This window comes from Bradyrhizobium sp. T-12, assembly GCF_058314695.1.
Window position 1 is genome coordinate 124288 of record NZ_CM177756.1, and the last position, 16651, is coordinate 140938.

At 64.7% G+C, this 16651-nt stretch carries 17 protein-coding genes and 1 tRNA gene; 7 read left to right on the top strand and 11 right to left on the bottom strand.

The window, feature by feature from the left end; translation table 11 throughout:
* Positions 1-176: 176 nt before the first annotated feature.
* The 7 genes from rpoN to AC0WRY_RS00590 all read right to left on the bottom strand — a co-directional run bounded on the left by rpoN (position 177) and on the right by AC0WRY_RS00590 (position 7406).
* On the bottom strand, positions 177-1799 hold the full coding sequence (gene rpoN / locus AC0WRY_RS00560; RefSeq protein WP_194405189.1) for an RNA polymerase factor sigma-54: 1623 nt from the start codon (positions 1797-1799) through the stop codon (positions 177-179).
* 91 nt (positions 1800-1890) lie between these two features.
* Positions 1891-2907 (bottom strand): LPS export ABC transporter ATP-binding protein, encoded by a 1017-nt coding sequence (lptB, locus tag AC0WRY_RS00565; RefSeq protein WP_491122542.1) that lies wholly within the window; start codon positions 2905-2907, stop codon positions 1891-1893.
* Between the two features lie 236 nt (positions 2908-3143).
* Positions 3144-3872: an LptA/OstA family protein gene (locus AC0WRY_RS00570; protein ID WP_371746233.1), complete on the bottom strand. Its 729-nt coding sequence runs from the start codon at positions 3870-3872 to the stop codon at positions 3144-3146.
* A complete protein-coding gene (gene lptC, locus AC0WRY_RS00575) occupies positions 3869-4597 on the bottom strand; it encodes an LPS export ABC transporter periplasmic protein LptC (RefSeq protein ID WP_194405192.1) in 729 nt (242 codons plus the stop codon). Before lptC ends, AC0WRY_RS00570 begins: the two co-directional genes overlap by 4 nt.
* A 181-nt stretch (positions 4598-4778) precedes the next feature.
* Positions 4779-5393 (bottom strand): ribonuclease D, encoded by a 615-nt coding sequence (locus tag AC0WRY_RS00580; protein ID WP_194405193.1) that lies wholly within the window; start codon positions 5391-5393, stop codon positions 4779-4781.
* A 173-nt stretch (positions 5394-5566) separates the two neighbouring features.
* Positions 5567-6112, bottom strand: a complete 546-nt coding sequence (locus tag AC0WRY_RS00585) for a hypothetical protein (protein ID WP_246776388.1) — start codon at positions 6110-6112, stop codon at positions 5567-5569.
* 34 nt (positions 6113-6146) lie between these two features.
* The gene (locus AC0WRY_RS00590; RefSeq protein ID WP_246776389.1) at positions 6147-7406 is read right to left on the bottom strand and encodes a hypothetical protein; all 1260 of its coding nucleotides are present in this window, start codon (positions 7404-7406) and stop codon (positions 6147-6149) included.
* A gap of 720 nt (positions 7407-8126) precedes the next feature.
* Between AC0WRY_RS00590 and AC0WRY_RS00595 the strand changes: the two genes are divergently transcribed.
* The 3 genes from AC0WRY_RS00595 to AC0WRY_RS00605 all read left to right on the top strand — a co-directional run bounded on the left by AC0WRY_RS00595 (position 8127) and on the right by AC0WRY_RS00605 (position 9899).
* The gene (locus AC0WRY_RS00595) at positions 8127-9398 is read left to right on the top strand and encodes an MFS transporter (protein WP_194405194.1); all 1272 of its coding nucleotides are present in this window, start codon (positions 8127-8129) and stop codon (positions 9396-9398) included.
* A gap of 82 nt (positions 9399-9480) precedes the next feature.
* A complete protein-coding gene (locus AC0WRY_RS00600) occupies positions 9481-9738 on the top strand; it encodes a type II toxin-antitoxin system ParD family antitoxin (protein ID WP_194408118.1) in 258 nt (85 codons plus the stop codon).
* Complete coding sequence (locus tag AC0WRY_RS00605) at positions 9735-9899, top strand: type II toxin-antitoxin system RelE/ParE family toxin (RefSeq protein WP_491122543.1); 165 nt, start codon at positions 9735-9737, stop codon at positions 9897-9899. Before AC0WRY_RS00600 ends, AC0WRY_RS00605 begins: the two co-directional genes overlap by 4 nt.
* A gap of 179 nt (positions 9900-10078) precedes the next feature.
* On the opposite strand, the gene AC0WRY_RS00610 is transcribed toward AC0WRY_RS00605, so the two are convergent.
* Positions 10079-10165, bottom strand: a tRNA-Leu gene (locus AC0WRY_RS00610).
* 150 nt (positions 10166-10315) lie between these two features.
* Here AC0WRY_RS00610 and AC0WRY_RS00615 point away from each other — a divergent pair.
* Entirely contained in the window at positions 10316-11281 is a 966-nt protein-coding gene (locus AC0WRY_RS00615; RefSeq protein ID WP_194405208.1) for a complex I NDUFA9 subunit family protein, read from the top strand.
* A gap of 85 nt (positions 11282-11366) precedes the next feature.
* On the opposite strand, the gene AC0WRY_RS00620 is transcribed toward AC0WRY_RS00615, so the two are convergent.
* Entirely contained in the window at positions 11367-12173 is an 807-nt protein-coding gene (locus tag AC0WRY_RS00620) for an undecaprenyl-diphosphate phosphatase (protein WP_028139439.1), read from the bottom strand.
* Positions 12174-12342: 169 nt separating this feature from the next.
* Here AC0WRY_RS00620 and AC0WRY_RS00625 point away from each other — a divergent pair, with 169 nt between their 5' ends.
* The 3 genes from AC0WRY_RS00625 to AC0WRY_RS00635 all read left to right on the top strand — a co-directional run bounded on the left by AC0WRY_RS00625 (position 12343) and on the right by AC0WRY_RS00635 (position 15132).
* Positions 12343-13035 carry a glutathione S-transferase family protein gene (locus AC0WRY_RS00625; protein WP_194405209.1) on the top strand — a complete coding sequence of 231 codons (693 nt, stop codon included), beginning with the start codon at positions 12343-12345 and terminating at the stop codon, positions 13033-13035.
* Positions 12984-14159, top strand: coding sequence for a tRNA epoxyqueuosine(34) reductase QueG (gene queG, locus AC0WRY_RS00630; protein ID WP_194405210.1), 1176 nt, complete (start codon positions 12984-12986; stop codon positions 14157-14159). The genes AC0WRY_RS00625 and queG overlap by 52 nt, the downstream gene beginning before the upstream one ends.
* Positions 14160-14334: 175 nt before the next feature.
* Positions 14335-15132 (top strand): acyl-CoA thioesterase domain-containing protein, encoded by a 798-nt coding sequence (locus AC0WRY_RS00635; protein WP_194405211.1) that lies wholly within the window; start codon positions 14335-14337, stop codon positions 15130-15132.
* Between the two features lie 129 nt (positions 15133-15261).
* Here the strand turns inward: AC0WRY_RS00635 and AC0WRY_RS00640 are convergent, their stop codons facing one another.
* Entirely contained in the window at positions 15262-15729 is a 468-nt protein-coding gene (locus AC0WRY_RS00640) for a nuclear transport factor 2 family protein (RefSeq protein ID WP_194405212.1), read from the bottom strand.
* A gap of 60 nt (positions 15730-15789) precedes the next feature.
* Entirely contained in the window at positions 15790-16602 is an 813-nt protein-coding gene (locus AC0WRY_RS00645; RefSeq protein WP_194405213.1) for an alpha/beta hydrolase, read from the bottom strand.
* Positions 16603-16651: the final 49 nt, after the last annotated feature.

Consider the following 16651-nt stretch of genomic DNA (forward strand, 5'->3'; position numbering starts at 1 on the left):
CATCAGCCGCGACGACGCGTCACCGCAGCTGAAGTCGTTCCCTGCGCATGATCTCCCCACGAACCCGTTCCGCGTTGGTCGCGAGAGGAGACCGCTGTGCACTTTTTCGAATCATGCGCGTGCTTGGATCGGTTGCAAAGGGGAGCCGAGAGTAGCGCGATTTCGCGCCAGTGCAATCAGGCCGGTTCGGGATTGCGCGAGCGATCGGACAAGGCGGTGGAGAGGACGTTACCAAGGGCGCTCTGCTTGTCGCGGCGGCGTTGCACCGAGGAAGGAATGCGCATGGCTTCGCGGTACTTCGCGACCGTGCGGCGGGCAATATCAATGCCCGAAGCGCGCAAGCGTTCCACGATGGTGTCGTCCGACAGGATCGCGCTCGGCTCCTCCGAATCGATCAGCTGCTTGATGTGATGGCGCACCGCTTCGGCGGAATGCGCCTCGCCGCCGTCGGCCGAGGCGATCGAGGCCGTGAAGAAATATTTCAGCTCGAACGTGCCGCGGTTGGTCGCCATGTATTTGTTGGCGGTGACGCGGGACACCGTGGATTCGTGCATCTGGATGGCGTCGGCGACGGCCTTCAGATTGAGCGGCCGCAGATGCGCCACGCCATGGGTGAAGAAGCCGTCCTGCTGGCGCACGATCTCGGTTGCGACTTTCAGGATGGTGCGGGCGCGCTGGTCGAGCGCGCGCACCAACCAGGTCGCGTTCTGCAGCGCGTCGGTGAAATAGGACTTGTCGCCGTCCTTGCCGATCTTCTTCGAGAGCTGCGAATAGTAGGTCTGGTTGACCAGCACGCGCGGCAAGGTGTCGCTGTTGAGCTCGACATGCCAGCCGCCGTCGGGACCCGGGCGGACATAGACGTCGGGCACCATCGTCTGCAGGCGCGCCGAACCGAACTTCATGCCGGGCTTGGGATTGAGGCGGCGGATCTCGCCGATCATGTCGGCGATGTCCTCGTCGTCGACGCCGCAGAGCTTGCGCAAGGCGGCGATGTCGCGTTTGGCGAGGAGATCGAGATGCTCGACCAGGGCCTGCATCGCGGGGTCGTAGCGGTCGAGCTCGCGGAGCTGGATCGCCAGGCATTCGCTCAAATTGCGCGCACAGACGCCGGGCGGATCGAACTTTTGCAGCACGGCAAGGACGCCCTCGACGTCGGCTTGCGATGCGCCGAGGCGCTCCGCGGCCTGGCCGAGATCGGGCGGCAGATAACCGGCCTCGTCGACGAGGTCGATCAGGTACTGGCCGATCATGCGCTGCGCGGGCGCGGTGAAAGCCACCGAGAGCTGCTCGGCGAGGTGGTCGCCGAGTGTCATCTCAGCAGCGACGAAAGCTTCGAGATTGTAGTCTTCGTCACCGGAGGCGCCGCCGCCCCATTCGGTGTAGGTGGTCGGCGCGGCGTCCTGGGCGTTGCGTGCCGCGGCCTCGGCCGGCTCCTCGGAGAAGACGTTGTCCAGGCCCGTGTCCAGGGTCTGCTCGATCTCGGCGCGGGTGCCGAGATCCTTGCTCATCCATTCTTCCTGGCCCGGCTCGAACGCCTCGCCGGGACCGCCGCCGGGCTCATCGGCGTTGCCGCCGCCGAAATCGTCGCTGTCGCTGAACTGGCCAGCATCCGTGGGGGTCTCACCCGCGGGGGCCTCGTCACTGGCCCGTTCCAGCAGGGGGTTACGCTCGAGTTCCTCTTCCACGAAGGTCGTGAGATCGAGATTGGACAATTGCAGCAGCTTGATCGCCTGCATCAGCTGCGGCGTCATGACCAGCGACTGCGACTGCCGGAACTCTAATCTCTGCGTGAGCGCCATGAAGCTAGAACCGATCCCAAAAAGTTGGTCCGATTTTTGCTTATCCTAGTCCGGGCCCGATGTACACGTCTTGACGAAACGCAAAAACGGGCTAGAGGCGGAATTCCTCGCCAAGGTAAAGGCGGCGCACGTCCGGATCGGCCACGATCTCATCCGGGCTCCCCTCGGTCAGGATTTCCCCGGCATAGACGATATAGGCGCGATCGGTGAGGCCGAGCGTCTCGCGCACATTGTGGTCTGTGATGAGCACGCCGATGCCGCGATTGGTGAGATGGCGGACGAGGTCCTGGATGTCGCCGACCGCGATCGGGTCGATGCCGGCGAACGGCTCGTCGAGCAGCATGTAGTTCGGCCGCGTCGCCAGCGCGCGTGCAATCTCGACGCGGCGGCGCTCGCCGCCGGACAGCGCGATCGACGGCGATTTGCGCAGCCGCGTGATGTTGAATTCGTCGAGCAGCGAGTCGAGCTGCTGCTCGCGCTTCTTGCGCGAGGGCTCGACCACTTCGAGCACGGCGCGGATGTTCTGCTCGACGGTGAGGCCGCGGAAGATCGAGGCTTCCTGCGGCAAATAGCCGATGCCGAGCCGCGCGCGCTGATACATCGGCAGTTTCGTGACGTCGTGGCCGTCGAGCTCGATCGCGCCGCGATCGGCCTTGATCAGGCCGGTGATCATGTAGAACACGGTGGTCTTGCCGGCGCCGTTCGGACCGAGCAGGCCGACGGCTTCGCCGCGGCGCACATAGATGCTGACGCCGCGAACCACCTGGCGGCTGCCGAAGGCCTTTTCCACGCTATGCACAGCCAGGAAACCCGGCCGCTTCAGGAGCTGAGGCGCGGTCGCGCCATTGGACCTGCCGGCAGCCCTGACCGGGTGAACCGCCTGCGGGCGGGGCTCGGCGTGATAATCGGCTTCGTAGCCGTCCTGATAGTCAGCCTGGAACTGATCGGGCGCACGCGCCGGGTCGCGGGCGAGCGGCGGCGCATCGCGGATCGGGCTGGCCACGAGCCCGCCGACACTGTCACCGAGCGCGGAGATGTCCTGGCGCGCAAATCCTGGCCGGCCGCGCTTGGCGGGGCGCCGACGGAACATGCTGAAGAGATCGACCATCCCCGCCTTCTAAGCCTTTCGCGACGATCCTGCGCGACGATCCCGCGCGAATTCGCGCGATCTGCCGCATCGGGCTTTCGATTCGCCGATGCAGCATGAGTGAAGGGATGTCTCATGCCCAGTGAAACACGCCCGAAAAGCGGCGGACCCCGCTTCGAAAGCCCTGGGCGCTAGATACAGTCTCGCCCGCCAAGCTTCAACCTCGGTTCGGTTGCATCCGAACCAAGTCTTTGAATTTATTTCGGTTTACTTGCACCAGGCAATTGCAGAGGCGCTGCTCCGCCGCCCTTGCCCGAACCGCAATCATTGCCGGCGCCCTGGGGCAGCAAGACCTGAACCCTCCCGCTATCAGATTCCACCCGCGACACGCCGGTCGTCATGTCGACCTTCAGCCGATCGCCACGCATCACGTTCTTGCACTGCGTCATGACCACCTGCCCAGCGCCGCCGCCGAACATCGTGATGAGATTGGTCTTGGTGTCGAATATGGCGGTCTCGCCCGTCACCACCTGGTCTTTCTGGGTGACGACGACATTGCCGTGCGCCTCCAGCCGCTTGATCGAGGAACTGCCGCCCGGGCCTGGCTGCGCCGACTGCATCGGCGCCGTCGACTTCGCGCCCTTCGCGGGCTGCGGCGGCGTGGCCGGCTTGTCGCCGCCCGATTCGTAAAACACCACCAGCGTCTTCGAGGTCATGGTGGTGTCGCCCTGGATGACCTTCACATTGCCGGCGAAGGTCGCCTCCTTCTTCTTGTCGCGCATCTCGAGCGAAGCGGCCTCGATCTGAATCGGCTGATCGCGGTTCTGCGAGAAGCCCTGCATCGCGTTGGGCACGCCCTGCATGGTGTTCTGCGCGATGGCCGCACCTGTGGCGACCAGAACAATGCCGACGGCAAGTGCAGCCGCGCTGACGATGGCGCGCCGCTGGTCGTCGCTGCGCGAAAAGATCTTGGTCATGAAAATCATCTTGAGTTGGCAGACTTGTTCTGAGGCGGACGTGTCTTTGCCGGCGGCGCGGGCTCGGGTGGCGCAGGCTGTGCGGCGGCGGGGTCATCCAGCTTGTCCAGATGCATGACCACATTGCCTTCGAAACGGATGACGTCGCCGCCTTCCGTAATTCGCAGGCGATCCGCGGTCAGCGTGCCGTTGGTCAGCTTGACGTCGACACGCTCGTCCGAGGAGACCGTGCCCTTGTTCATGTCGACGAAGGCGGAGTTCAGCCGCGCCTCGTAGCCGGTGGAGGTGCGCAGGAAGATGTCCTTGTGCAGATCGAGCTGCTGCTGCTTGTTGTCGAAGCGGCCGGTGCGGGCATCGAGGAACAGGGTGGATTGATCCTCCATCAGCACTTTCGCACGGAGGTCGTTGAGATCGACGTGATCAGGATCGGTGATGTCCTGCGTCGCGGTCTTGGCCCAGAGCTCATAGGGCCGCTGATCCGGTGTGAAGCCGGACAGATGCGGCGATTCCATCGTGATCTTGGTGCCCGACACCACCATGTTCTCGACGGTGAGCGGCAGCTCGGGAATCCGGAATTTGTTGAAGAACGCGATGTAGATGATCACGGCCATGGCCACGACCACCGTCGCGGGGACCCAAACCCTGAGAATCCGCACCAGGCGGCTGTGGCGCGCCGCGCTGGCAAACTTCGCCGCAAGCGCGGCGTCGTAGGTGGGATTATGGGCCGAATTCACCTGAGCTCCTGAGGTGTCGCTCGCCAAGCCGGATCGAGGGTCGTCCCATTGTACCCCTCACCGCGCCAATATGCAGCCGTGGACGTCGCTGGCTGGCGTTGCAGGCTTGGCGTGGCCTGGACAGACCGCGCGAAAGTGTCCGAAACGGGGCGCGGTCCAGAGTCTAACCGGGGACCCGGGCTCAGGAATGCGCGAAAATGTCCTCCTCCGCCCAGCCCTGGAGGTCGAGCAGTGCACGGGTCGGCAGGAAGTCGAAACAGGCCTTGGCGAGCGCCGTGCGGCCTTCCCGGACCAGCATGGCATCGAGTCGTTCGCGCAAGCCATGCAGATGCAGCACGTCCGAGGCGGCGTAGGCGAGCTGCGGCTCGGTCAGGCTGTCGGAACCCCAATCGCTGGACTGCTGCTGCTTGGAGAGATCGACATTGAGCACCTCGCGCACGAGGTCTTTCAGGCCGTGGCGGTCGGTGTAGGTACGGGTCAGGCGCGAGGCAATCTTGGTGCAATAAATCGGCCCGGTCATGACGCCGAAGGTCTGGTACAGCACCGCGACGTCGAACCGCGCGAAGTGGAAGATCTTCGTGATGGCGGGATTGGCCAGCAGGGCCTTCAGGTTCGGCGCGTCGGTGTGCCCCTTCGGGATCTGCACCACGTCGGCGCTGCCGTCGCCGGGCGAGAGCTGCACCACGCAGAGCCGGTCGCGGTGCGGGTTGAGCCCCATGGTCTCGGTGTCGATCGCCACCGCTGTGGTGTAGCGCGTGAGGTCGGGCAGGTCACCGCGATGCAGGCGTACGGTCATGGCGTTTCAAAACCTCGGGTCGAATCGGTTGCGTCGGCACAATAGCTAATTCGGATTGCCCGCGATGTAGCCATTGCCGGCGGGCCGCGCAAGCACGCGGTTCGGTCAGATCGCCGGCAGCATGATGCAGATCATCGCCGCGACCGTGATGCGGCCGCGCCCGCGCAACCCCCTCAGGGCGCCTTCTTCTGCGCAGGCACGGCGGGCTTGGCAGGCGTCACCTGGGCATGCGGCTGTGCCGGTGCAGCTTCCGGCGTCGCGATCGCGATCGCGAACAGGCGCCATTGCCCCGCAACGATCTGAAACGTCAGATCGAACTGGATCTGCTGCGGCCGGGTCGGAATGTAACCTGCGAGGCGCAGCATCCCGCGCTGATCGAGCGCGGGCGCTTCGCTGAATTGCGGCGCCAGCAATGCCGCAGCATAGAGATCGAAATTGCGGCGCCGCAGGTCGAGAAAATTCAATCCGAGATCTGCGGCGGTGTTGCGCGCCTGGAAGTCGGGCGCCGCGAGGTCGCGCAGCACCGTGTAATTGCCGGTGCGGTTGGCATCATTGAGCGTGAGCAGCGTCGAGCGGATCAGATAGAGCGCCTTCTCCAGCGTGACGGGCAGCGACGGCTGCGCCGGGGCCGGCTCGGGCGTCTTCTGCTGCGCCATCGCCCCGCTGCCGCAGGACAGCAGCAACGCCAGTGCAATCACGGCTCGCACGATCAATCGCATGGCACGGCCCCTTGCATGAAGTGGCCTGCTGCCTTCACCAGCCGACACGCATGCCGACGCGGCCGCCCAAGCCGCCGCCGTTCGTGCCATAGGTCAGCCCGCCGCTGGCCTGCACGTGCTCGCTGACACGCAGCGCCGCACTCATGGAGAGCGCATTGGTGTTCTGAAACGTGCCCCAGTTCATGCTCATCGCGATCTTCTCGGACGGCATCAGCCAGGGCGAGCCGGACATCGCGAAGGCCATCGCGACACCGTTGACCGCCTTGCCGGTCCTGCCGTCGAGGTCGTTGAGCCGGGCATTGATGCCTGCGAGCTGGCTGTTGATGCCTGCGATATCCGCGGGGCTCGCAAACCCGAGCGCGCTGAGCGAGGTGGATGCGAGATTGCCGGCAGCGTCAGTGGTGACGAGCTGCACGGGCCCTGACTGCGCGGCCGTGCTCGCGGCCGAGGTGACGCCTGTCATCGTGTAGGTATTGCTCGCCGTCCCGTAAACCTGCTGGTTCGCGCGCGTCGCGGTGGCGCCATTGCCGATCGCGGTGGAATTCCCGAAAGTTGCTGATGCGCCATTGCCGTAGGCCGACGAATTCGCGCCGGTGGCATTGGCGCCGTTACCGACCGCGGTGTTCGCGACACCGTTTCCGCTCGCATTGGCGCCGTTGCCGACCGCAATGTTGAAGCTGCCGGTCCCACTGGCATTGGATTGCGTGCCGTTCGCGATATTCGCCGAATTGGCGCCGCTGGCATTCGCCAGATAGCCGGCCGCCGCGTTGGAGCTGTTGGCGCCAAATGCGTTGGCGGCGTTGCCGGTGGCGACGTTATTGCTTCCGGACCCGCTCGCGTTGGTATTCACGCCGGTCGCGATATTGAAGCTGTTGTCGCCGGTCGCGTTGGAGTTGGGGCCGGTCGCGATGTTAGCGCTGCCGTTGCCGTAGGCGTTGGCGTTGGTCCCCGTCGCGGTGTTGAAGCTGTTGTCGCCGTAAGCCCTGGCGACAAACCCGGTCGCAACATTTCTGCTGTTGTTGCCGGAGGCATTGGAACTGCGCCCTGTCGCAACGTTCCTGCTGTTGTCTCCGTTGGCGAGGGCTGTCAGCCCGGACGCAAGATTGCCGCTGTTGTTGCCACCGGCGTTGGCTCCGGCGCCGGTCGCGATATTGTTGCTGTTGTCGCCGCTGGCCTGCGCGTTGTTACCGGACGCGATGTTTTTGCTGGTGTCACCGCTGGCGATGGCTCCCGCTCCGGTCGCGCTGTTGAAGCTGTTGTTGCCGCTGGCGTTGGCATTGTTTCCGGTCGCCATATTGGAGCTGCTGTGGCCGCTGGCGTTGGCGGAACCGACGGCAATATTGCTGCTGGCATTTCCGTCAGCGTAAGCGCCGCTCCCGATCGCGGAGTTGTTGCTGCCCGCACCCGGAGCGGAGGCGGAGGGCCCGCAGGCAAAATTGCCCGCTGAGCCGGCCGCACTGGCGCCTTGATCGGATAAGGCCCCATCCACGCAGATGAACTGGGCCCGGGCTCGCGGCGCGCCGGCGCAGGCCACGACGACGGCGATCAGCACCGTTGCGAGACAAGCGCTGATTCGCGCTCGCGATGAGATCATCATGTTGGTCCCCCCACCCCGTCTTCCGACCTTGCGACCGGCAAGTGGCGCACGAAGAACCAAGACCGCCGTCACTTCCAGCCGAAGGCCGCCACCACGTCAACGCGATTGACGCTTGCGCCATATGCGATACTCAAAGCATGCAGTCCATGGCTTTGGGAAGACGCGGATGCGCGACGGACCGCGCGGCATTCCGTCCCCCCATATTCATGGGGTGCGCGCGGTGCACTGCTTCTCAATCCGCGCACTCTTTTCGCAAAGAAGCGGACGGCTCGTCCGACGGGAGGCTGTTGCCCGGATCCCACAACCCGGCGCGAGTTCAGGTTCCCGGCAGCAACGAGAGCTAAGCGGCCCGTGAAAATCGTGCGGGCCCACCCCATCTGCCAGTTTCCCTCACCGCCCCCGACGAAATCGAGACCCATGACCGAACAGACGCTCGCTGCGCCTATCGACGCCCCATCGGAGCAGCCGCGCGGCTTTTCGCGCTACCAGGCGCTTCTCATCGCGCTGCTCGCGTTCACGCAGTTCACCATCATCCTCGACTTCATCATCATGTCGCCGCTCGGCGCCATCCTGATGCCCGCGCTCGACATCACGGCCACCCAATTCGGCGTCGCGGTGTCGGCCTACGCGTTCAGCGCGGGCATTTCGGGCGTGCTGGCCGCCGGCTTTGCCGATCGCTTCGACCGCAAGCGCCTGCTGCTGTTCTTCTATGTCGGCTTCACGCTCGGCACCGCGCTCTGCGCGGCGGCGCCGAACTACCACGTGTTGCTCATGGGCCGGATCGTGACCGGATTGTTCGGTGGCGTGATCGGCTCGGTGGTGCTCGCCATCATCACCGACCTGTTCCCGCTGCGGATGCGCGGCCGCGTGATGGGGATTATCCAGACGGCGTTCGCGGCGAGCCAGGTGCTCGGCATTCCCGCCGGGCTGTTTCTCGCCAATCACTGGAGCTGGCATGTCTGCTTCATCGCGATCGTCGTGGTGTCGATTGCCGCGATCGCCATCATCGCCTTCGCCATGGAGCCGGTCGATGCGCATCTGAAGCTGAGGCAGGACAAAAACCCGTTCCACCATCTGATCGCGACGCTCGCGCAGCCGCGCTACACGCTGGCCTTCGCGGTCACGACGCTGCTGGCGACCGGCGGCTACATGCTGATGCCGTTCTCCAGCGCCTTCACCGTGCACAATCTCGGCATCGACATCACGCATCTGCCGACGATCTATCTCGTCTCCGGCCTGTTCAGCATCGTCACGGGGCCGCTGGTCGGCCGAGCCAGCGACGCGTTCGGCAAATACCCGACCTTCGTGTTCGGCTGCGTGATGACCGTGATCATGGTGCTGATCTACACCCATCTCGGCCACGTCTCGCTGGTGACCGCGATCGTCGTCAACGTGCTGATGTTCATCGGCATCTTCTCGCGCATGATCCCGTCGCAGGCGCTGATGTCGGCGATCCCCGATCCGACCCAGCGCGGCTCGTTCAGCGCGGTCAGCGCCTCGCTGCAGCAGCTCTCCGGCGGCCTCGGCTCGGTGCTCGCCGGTGCGATTATCGTGCAGGCGCCCGACGGGGCGCTGCTCCATTTCGACCGGATCGGCTACGTCGTCGTCGCCACGACGATCATCACGCTGGTGATGATGTATTTCGTGCAGAAGGCGGTGGCCGAGCGGACGGGGAAGCGGGTGGTGTGAGGGGGGATTGCCCGGTTGGCGATTTGATGCAGCACCTTTCCAACAATGGTTATTGGGAGCGGCATTGGTGGAGCGAATTGTCATGGCTGCGAGCGCGGATCTCGGCGAAGCCCTTGAAAACTTTGTAAAAAATCTAGTCGCTTCGGGTCGTTATCACTCCAAGAGCGAGGTGCTGCGGGAGGGCGTCCGGCTTATCCAGGAGCGTGAAGCCCGTCTGGCCGCGTTGGACGCTGCAATCGCGCGCGGGCTTGAGGACGCCGGAGCAGGACGGGTCAAATCGAACTCTGAGGTGTTTGACCGGCTGGAAGCGAGATTGGCCGCCAAGGCTGAGCCCGCGTGATTGTCGTCATCACCGCGGAAGCGGAAGCCGACCTTGAGGAGATTGCGTCCTATGTCGCTGGGCAGAGCCCGCGGAGCGCGCTCGCGCTTATCCGCGCACTGCGCGAAAAGTGCGAATCCCTTGCTGACGCACCACGCGGCTACCCCTTGGTCCCGCGCTAGGAGCACAACGGTATTCGACGGCGACCGTTCGGAAGCTTTTTGATTTTCTACCGTGTCGGTATCGATGCGATCGAGGTGATCCACATCCTCCACGGCGCACGTGACTACGAGCCGCTACTCTTCCCGGAGGACCAGGGTGTCACGATCGACCGCTATGTGCAGCTCGCACAAGCACAAAATGGTGCCCAGGAAAGGACTCGAACCTTCACGGCCGTTAAGCCACTGGCACCTGAAGCCAGCGCGTCTACCAATTCCACCACCTGGGCATGCCGTTTGGGGCACGGAGGCGGTTACTACGGTTCGGTGACGCCGTTGTCAATTCATGCTTGCGGCCCGGTCGGGATGCCGATTGCGCATCGCAAACCGGCCCGATACAAGCCTGACAAGACGCACTCTTTTCCGCAGGATTGGCTCCCATGGCATCGAATCTGGAAACTCTCGTCACGGTTTTCGGCGGATCGGGGTTTTTGGGCCGGAATGTCGTCCGTGCCTTGTGCAAGCGCGATTATCGGGTCCGGGTCGCGGTGCGGCGGCCGGAACTGGCGGGCTTCCTCCAGCCCTCCGGCAGGGTCGGGCAGGTCCACACCGTGCAGGCCAATCTGCGCTATCCGGCCTCGGTCGAGGCGGCGCTGCGTGATTCGCATGTCGTGATCAATCTGGTCGGCGTCCTCACTGAAGCCGGCGAGCAGACGTTCGACGCGGTCCAGGCCAGGGGTGCCGAGACGGTCGCCAAGGCGGCGGCCGCGGCAGGGGCCCGCCTGGTGCATGTCTCAGCGATCGGGGCCGACGCCGAATCGCCCGCGCGCTACGCCAGGGCCAAGGCGGCCGGCGAAGCCGCGGTCTTGGCCGCGGTGCCCTCGGCCACGATCTTCCGCCCGTCCATGATGTTCGGCCCCGAGGACCAGTTCACCAACCGCTTCGCCGCGCTGGCCCGGATCTCGCCGGTGCTGCCGCTGATCGGCGGCGAGACCAAGATGCAGCCGGCCTATGTCGGCGACGTCGCCACCGCGATCGCGGACGCCGTCGACGGCAAGGCCAAGGCGGGCGCCACCTACGAGCTCGGCGGGCCTGAAGTGCTGACCATGCGCGAGATCATCGAGGCCATCCTCGCCATCACCGATCGCGAGCGGATGCTGGTGCCGCTGCCGTTCGGCCTCGCCCGCTTCAAGGCCGCCTTCCTGCAATTCGCGCCGGGCGCATTCAAGCTGACGCCGGACCAGGTCACGCTGCTGGAGCGCGACAATGTCGTGTCCGACGCGGCGAAGGCCGCCGGCCTGACGCTGGAAGGGCTCGGCATCCAGGCCGATTCGCTGGAAGCGATCGCCCCGCAATATCTCTGGCGTTTCCGCGCCGCGGGCCAGTTCCAGCGCAAGAGCGCGTGAGGGGTCGCCAAGAACGTCGATGCCCGGCACAAGGCCGGGCATGACGAGCTTCGACGTCGCGACTGCCGTTACCTGAACTTCGCGCCTACCGGCCGAGCGCCAGCGCGATCAGGCCGAGCGTGCCGACGATGACGCGCCACCAGGCGAACACCACGAAGCCGTGCCGGGTGACGTATTCCAGGAACGTCTTGACCACGATGATCGCGGTGATGAACGACACCACGAAACCGATCGCGACGATGCCCATATGGTCCATCGTCATCTCGGAGCGGTTCTTGTAGAAGTCGTAGGCGAACGCGCCGATCATGGTGGGGATGGCGAGGAAGAACGAGAACTCCGCCGCCGCGCGCTTGTCGGCACCCAGGAACATCGCGGCGACGATGCTGGCGCCGGAACGCGACACGCCCGGGATCATCGCCACGCACTGCGCGATGCCGATATAGAGATACATCAGCAGCGGAAACCTCGTGGCGTCATGCTCGCGCGGCTTGAGATCGAGCTTGTCGACCCAGAGCAGGATGGCGCCGCCGACGATCAGCGTGAAACACACGACCCAGGGATTGAACAGCACGCTCTTGATGTATTTGCCTGCGACGAGCCCGACGATCACAGCGGGCAGGAACGCCACCAGCACGCCGAGCACGAAGCGGCGCGAATAGGTGTCGCCGGTGAAGAAGCCGATCACGACGTCCCAGAGCTTCTTGAAGTAGAGGCCGACGATGGCGAGGATCGCGCCGAGCTGGATCAGAACCGTAAACGAATCCCAGAACGCGCCTTCGCCGAGATGGAAGAAGCGCTCCGCGAGCAGCAGATGGCCGGTCGAGGATACGGGAAGGAACTCGGTCACGCCCTCGATGATGCCGAGGATCACTGCCCGTATTGCGTCTGACATATTTACGGTCCATTTCGGCTTGAAAAGCGGGGCTCTTCTCGCCTATTCGCCCCTATGCCGCAATCGCAAAATGCGACATCACGCCCTTGCCTCGCGGTTTTGAAGGACTAGTGTGGCGCTGCACAAACATTGATGGATTCTTAAGCACCATCAAATAGTCAAAGGCTTCATGTTTACGCTGTTTCATCATCCGTTCTGTCCGCATTCGCGCTTCATCCGCTTGATCGCGGGCGAGTACGGGCTCGACCTGAAGCTGGTCGAAGAGCGCAGCTGGGAACGGCGCGAGGCATTTCTGCTGCTCAACGCGGCGGGGACGACGCCCGTCATGGTCGACGACGAGCAGCCACCCGTCCCGGGCGCGGCGATCATCGCGGAATATGTCGACGAAGCCTATGGCGCCGAGATGGGACCCAAGCGCCTGATGCCGGAGACGATTTCCGAGCGCGTCGAGGTGCGCCGGCTGATGGCCTGGTTCAACGAAAAGTTCTTCGAGGAGGTCTCGCATCCCCTCGTCACCGAGCGCATCTACAAGCGCTTCATGAGCGAGGAGAACGGCGGCGGTGCGCCTTCCGCCGACGTGATGCGCGCCGCCAAGGCCAATGTGCGCTATCATCTGGCCTATATCGGCTGGCTGGCGCAGACGCGCAATTTCCTCGGCGGCGACCGGCTCACTTACGCGGACCTCGCCGCCGCGGCGCATCTTTCGGCGATCGACTATCTGGGCGACGTGCCATGGAGCGAGGACGATTCAGCAAAGGCGTGGTACGCGCGGGTGAAGTCCCGCCCGTCGTTCCGTCCGCTGCTGAGCGAATGGCTGGCCGGCGTGCCGGCATCGCGGACCTACGTGGACCTGGATTTCTGAGCTCCGATCCGACTGAACTGAAAACGGCGCTCGCACGCGAAGCGCGTGAGCTCGGCTTCGACTGCATCGGCGTTACCGCACCCGGCACGATCGAGAACGCCGGAAGATACTTCCTCGAGTTCATCGCATCCGGCGGCCATGGCGACATGGACTGGCTGGCCGCGCAGCCGGAGCGCCGCGTCGATCCACGCGGGCTGTGGAGCGACGTGCGGAGCGTGATCATGCTCGGCGTCAATTATGGTCCCGACTCCGATCCACTGGCGATCCTGAAGCAGCGCACGCGCGCAGCGATCTCGGTCTATGCGCAAGGCGACGATTATCACGACCTCATCAAGAAACGACTGAAGGCGCTGGCGCGCTGGCTGGTCGCGACCGCGCCGTCGGACGTGAAAGTGTTCGTCGACACCGCGGCGGTGATGGAGAAGCCGCTGGCGCAGACCGCGGGTCTCGGCTGGCAGGGCAAGCACACCAACCTCGTCTCGCGCGGGTTCGGCTCATGGCTGTTCCTCGGCGCGATCTACACAACGCTGGAGTTGTCGCGCGACGCCGCGGAGATCGATCATTGCGGCTCGTGCCAGGCCTGCCTCGACATCTGCCCGACCGCGGCATTCCCCGCGCCCTACAAGCTCGATGCGCGGCGCTGCATCTCCTATCTCACCATCGAGAACAAGGGGCCGATCCCGATCGAATTCCGCAAAGCCATCGGCAATCGCATCTATGGCTGCGACGACTGTCTCGCCGCCTGTCCATGGAACAAGTTCGCGCAGGAGGGACGCGAAGCGAAGCTCGCCGCGCGCGATGAGTTGCGCGCACCGTCACTTTCCGAGCTGGCGCGGCTCGACGACGCCGCGTTTCGCGCGCTGTTCACAAAGTCACCGGTGAAACGCATCGGCCGCGACCGCTTCTTGCGCAACGTGCTGATCGCGATCGGCAACTCCGGCGATACAGCGCTGGCGGGCGAGGTACGGCGATTGCTGGAGGACGCGAACCCGCTGGTGCGTGGGGCGGCGGTGTGGGCGCTGGGGGAGTTGGTGGAGCGCGAAGAGTTTGTTGCGTTGAGGCATGCTGCGTTGGACAAAGAATCCGACGAGAGTGTGCGTGAGGAGTGGCGCGTCGCCTCCTAATCCACCGCTGTCATGCCCCGGCTTGACCGGGGCATCCAGTACGCCGCGGCCTATCGAGTAAACCGCTGCCGTCTCGGAGTACTGGATCGCCCGATCAAGTCGGGCGATGACACCGCTTTTGTGGCCACGCCTCATCACCCTTGATTTCTCCACTCATTCCCGCAATCTCGCGCGCATGACAAACATGCCTTTCTTCACCCGCGACGGCGACACATTCCATCCGACGGAAGTCGCGAACGGTCCATGGGATCCGAAATCGCTGCATGGTCGCGTCATCGTCGGCCTGCTGGGCTTCGCCATCGAAGAGCGCCATTCCGGTCCCGACCTGGTGCCGGCGCGGCTCACCGTCGACATGTTTCGGCTGCCGACCATCGACAAGCCGATCGAGGTGACGACGCGCCTTGTGCGCGACGGGCTGCGCATCCGCGTGGTCGAGGCGGAATTCGTCTCCGGCGGCGTCAGCATGGCGCGCGCCTCCTGCCAGCTGCTGCGCAAGACGCAAAATCCCGACGGCAATGTCTGGTCGCCGCCGAACTGGGACGTGCCGAAGCCGTCAGACATTCCAAAACCTGCCGATCCCAGGCTCGGCATGAACGGCAAATGGACGACGCGCCCGATCGTCGGCCACATGGGCTCGCTCGGGCCGCGCCGGCTCTGGATGAGCGAGGTGCGCGAGCTCGTTGCCGGCGTCCCGATGACGCCGTTCGTCCACGTCGCCACCGGCGCCGATTTCGCAAGCCCCTTTGCCAATGCCGGCGACAAGGGTCTCGGCTACATCAACAGCGACGTGACGATCTATCTGCATCGCCTGCCGGTAACGGAGTGGATCGGTTTCGAGGTGGTGAACCATCAGGCGACCGACGGCGTCGCGATCGGCGAATGCTGGCTCTATGACGAAGCGGGCCCGATCGGCACCGCAACGGTCGCCGCGCTGGCGCAGCGCAAGCCGATGGCGAATCCGTCGAAGCGGTAGGGAGCGCGCGCCTTTCTCCGCTCGTCATTCCGGGATACGCCGTCAGGCGCAGACCCGGAATCCATCGGGCTACAGGCCCGGAGGAGAAATGGATTCCGGGTTCGCGCTTCGCGCGCCCCGGCATGACGGTCAGGTGAGATGCCGCTGCATCTCCGGCCGCTGCTTCAATTCCATGCCCTGCTTGGCGACGATCTTCGCGATTCTTTCCGGCGCGAACTTCAGATCGACGAACGCCGGCGCCGTGTTGGCGACCTCGTGATAGCTGACGATCTGCCCCTCACGAAGCGTCATGATCGCCACGCCCTCGAACATCGCACGCGCACCATTCGCTTCCGGCAGCGTCGAGCGATAGCTGAAGGTGTACCGCGCATAGAGCGTGGCGCCGTCAGTGACGGGGTCATGCATGTCCCAGCGAAAATCGGTCGCCGTGCGATAGAACCAGTCGTCGATCATCGCGGCGATCTTTTCGCGGCCTGCGAAGGCGCCGTAGAAGACGTCGTGATAGACGCCGTCCTCGGTGAAGAGCTCGGCAAAGGCGCGGCCGTTGCGTTGCTCGACGGCGTCGCAGAAAGCGCGCAGCATGGCGATGGTGGTCATCGTGTTATCCTCCCGGCGCTCTTCTTTCCCTCTCACCTTGTGGGAGAGGGGGGAACAGTTTCACCCGATCTCGGCCACCGCGGCAAGAATGCGCGCGATGTCTTGCGGGCGGGAGAGGCGGTGGTCGCCGTCCTGGATCATGGTCAGCACGACGTCGTCGGCCGGCAGACGGTGCGTCAGCGCGAAGGCGTGCTGCCAGGGCACATCCGGGTCCTGGGCGCCCTGCAGGATGCGAACCGGGCAGCCGAGATCGATGGCGCTGCCGAGCACGAGATGGTTGCGCCCCTCCTCGATCAGCTTCCGCGTGATCGGATAGGGCGAGCCGTCGCCATAGTCCGACGGCCGCATCCAGACGCCCTTGGTCTCGATCTCCTGCTTCGCAGCAGGCGAAAAATTCTTCCACATCAGCTCTTCGGTGAAATCGGGCGCCGGCGCGATCAGCACGAGCCCCGCAAGCGAGGCCTTGGCTTGTTGTTTCTCCTGCCGCTTCTTGATCTCGCGCGCGAGCAACAGCGCCATCCAGCCGCCCATGGAGGAGCCGATCAGAACCTGCGGCCCCTCGCAAAAGCGCCCGAACACCGCGACGCTGTCCTCGAGCCAACTGCCGATGGTTCCATCGGCGAAATCGCCGCCGGATTCGCCGTGACCGGAATAGTCGAACCGGACGATGGCGCGGCCGTGATCCCGGGCCCAGGCATCCAGTGCCAAGGCCTTGCCGCCCTGCATGTCCGACTTGAATCCGCCCAACCAGACCAGGCCAGGCCCCGAGACATGGTCCTTCCCGGCACGGCGGCGCACCGCGATCCTGCGTGCGGACGGCCCCTCGCCCACGTTGATGAAGTCGGGCACGGCATCGGGAATTGCTGAAGTCATGGAACGTTTACTCTGGCTGTGCGGTTTGAGCTGTCCGGGGTGCCTCCTG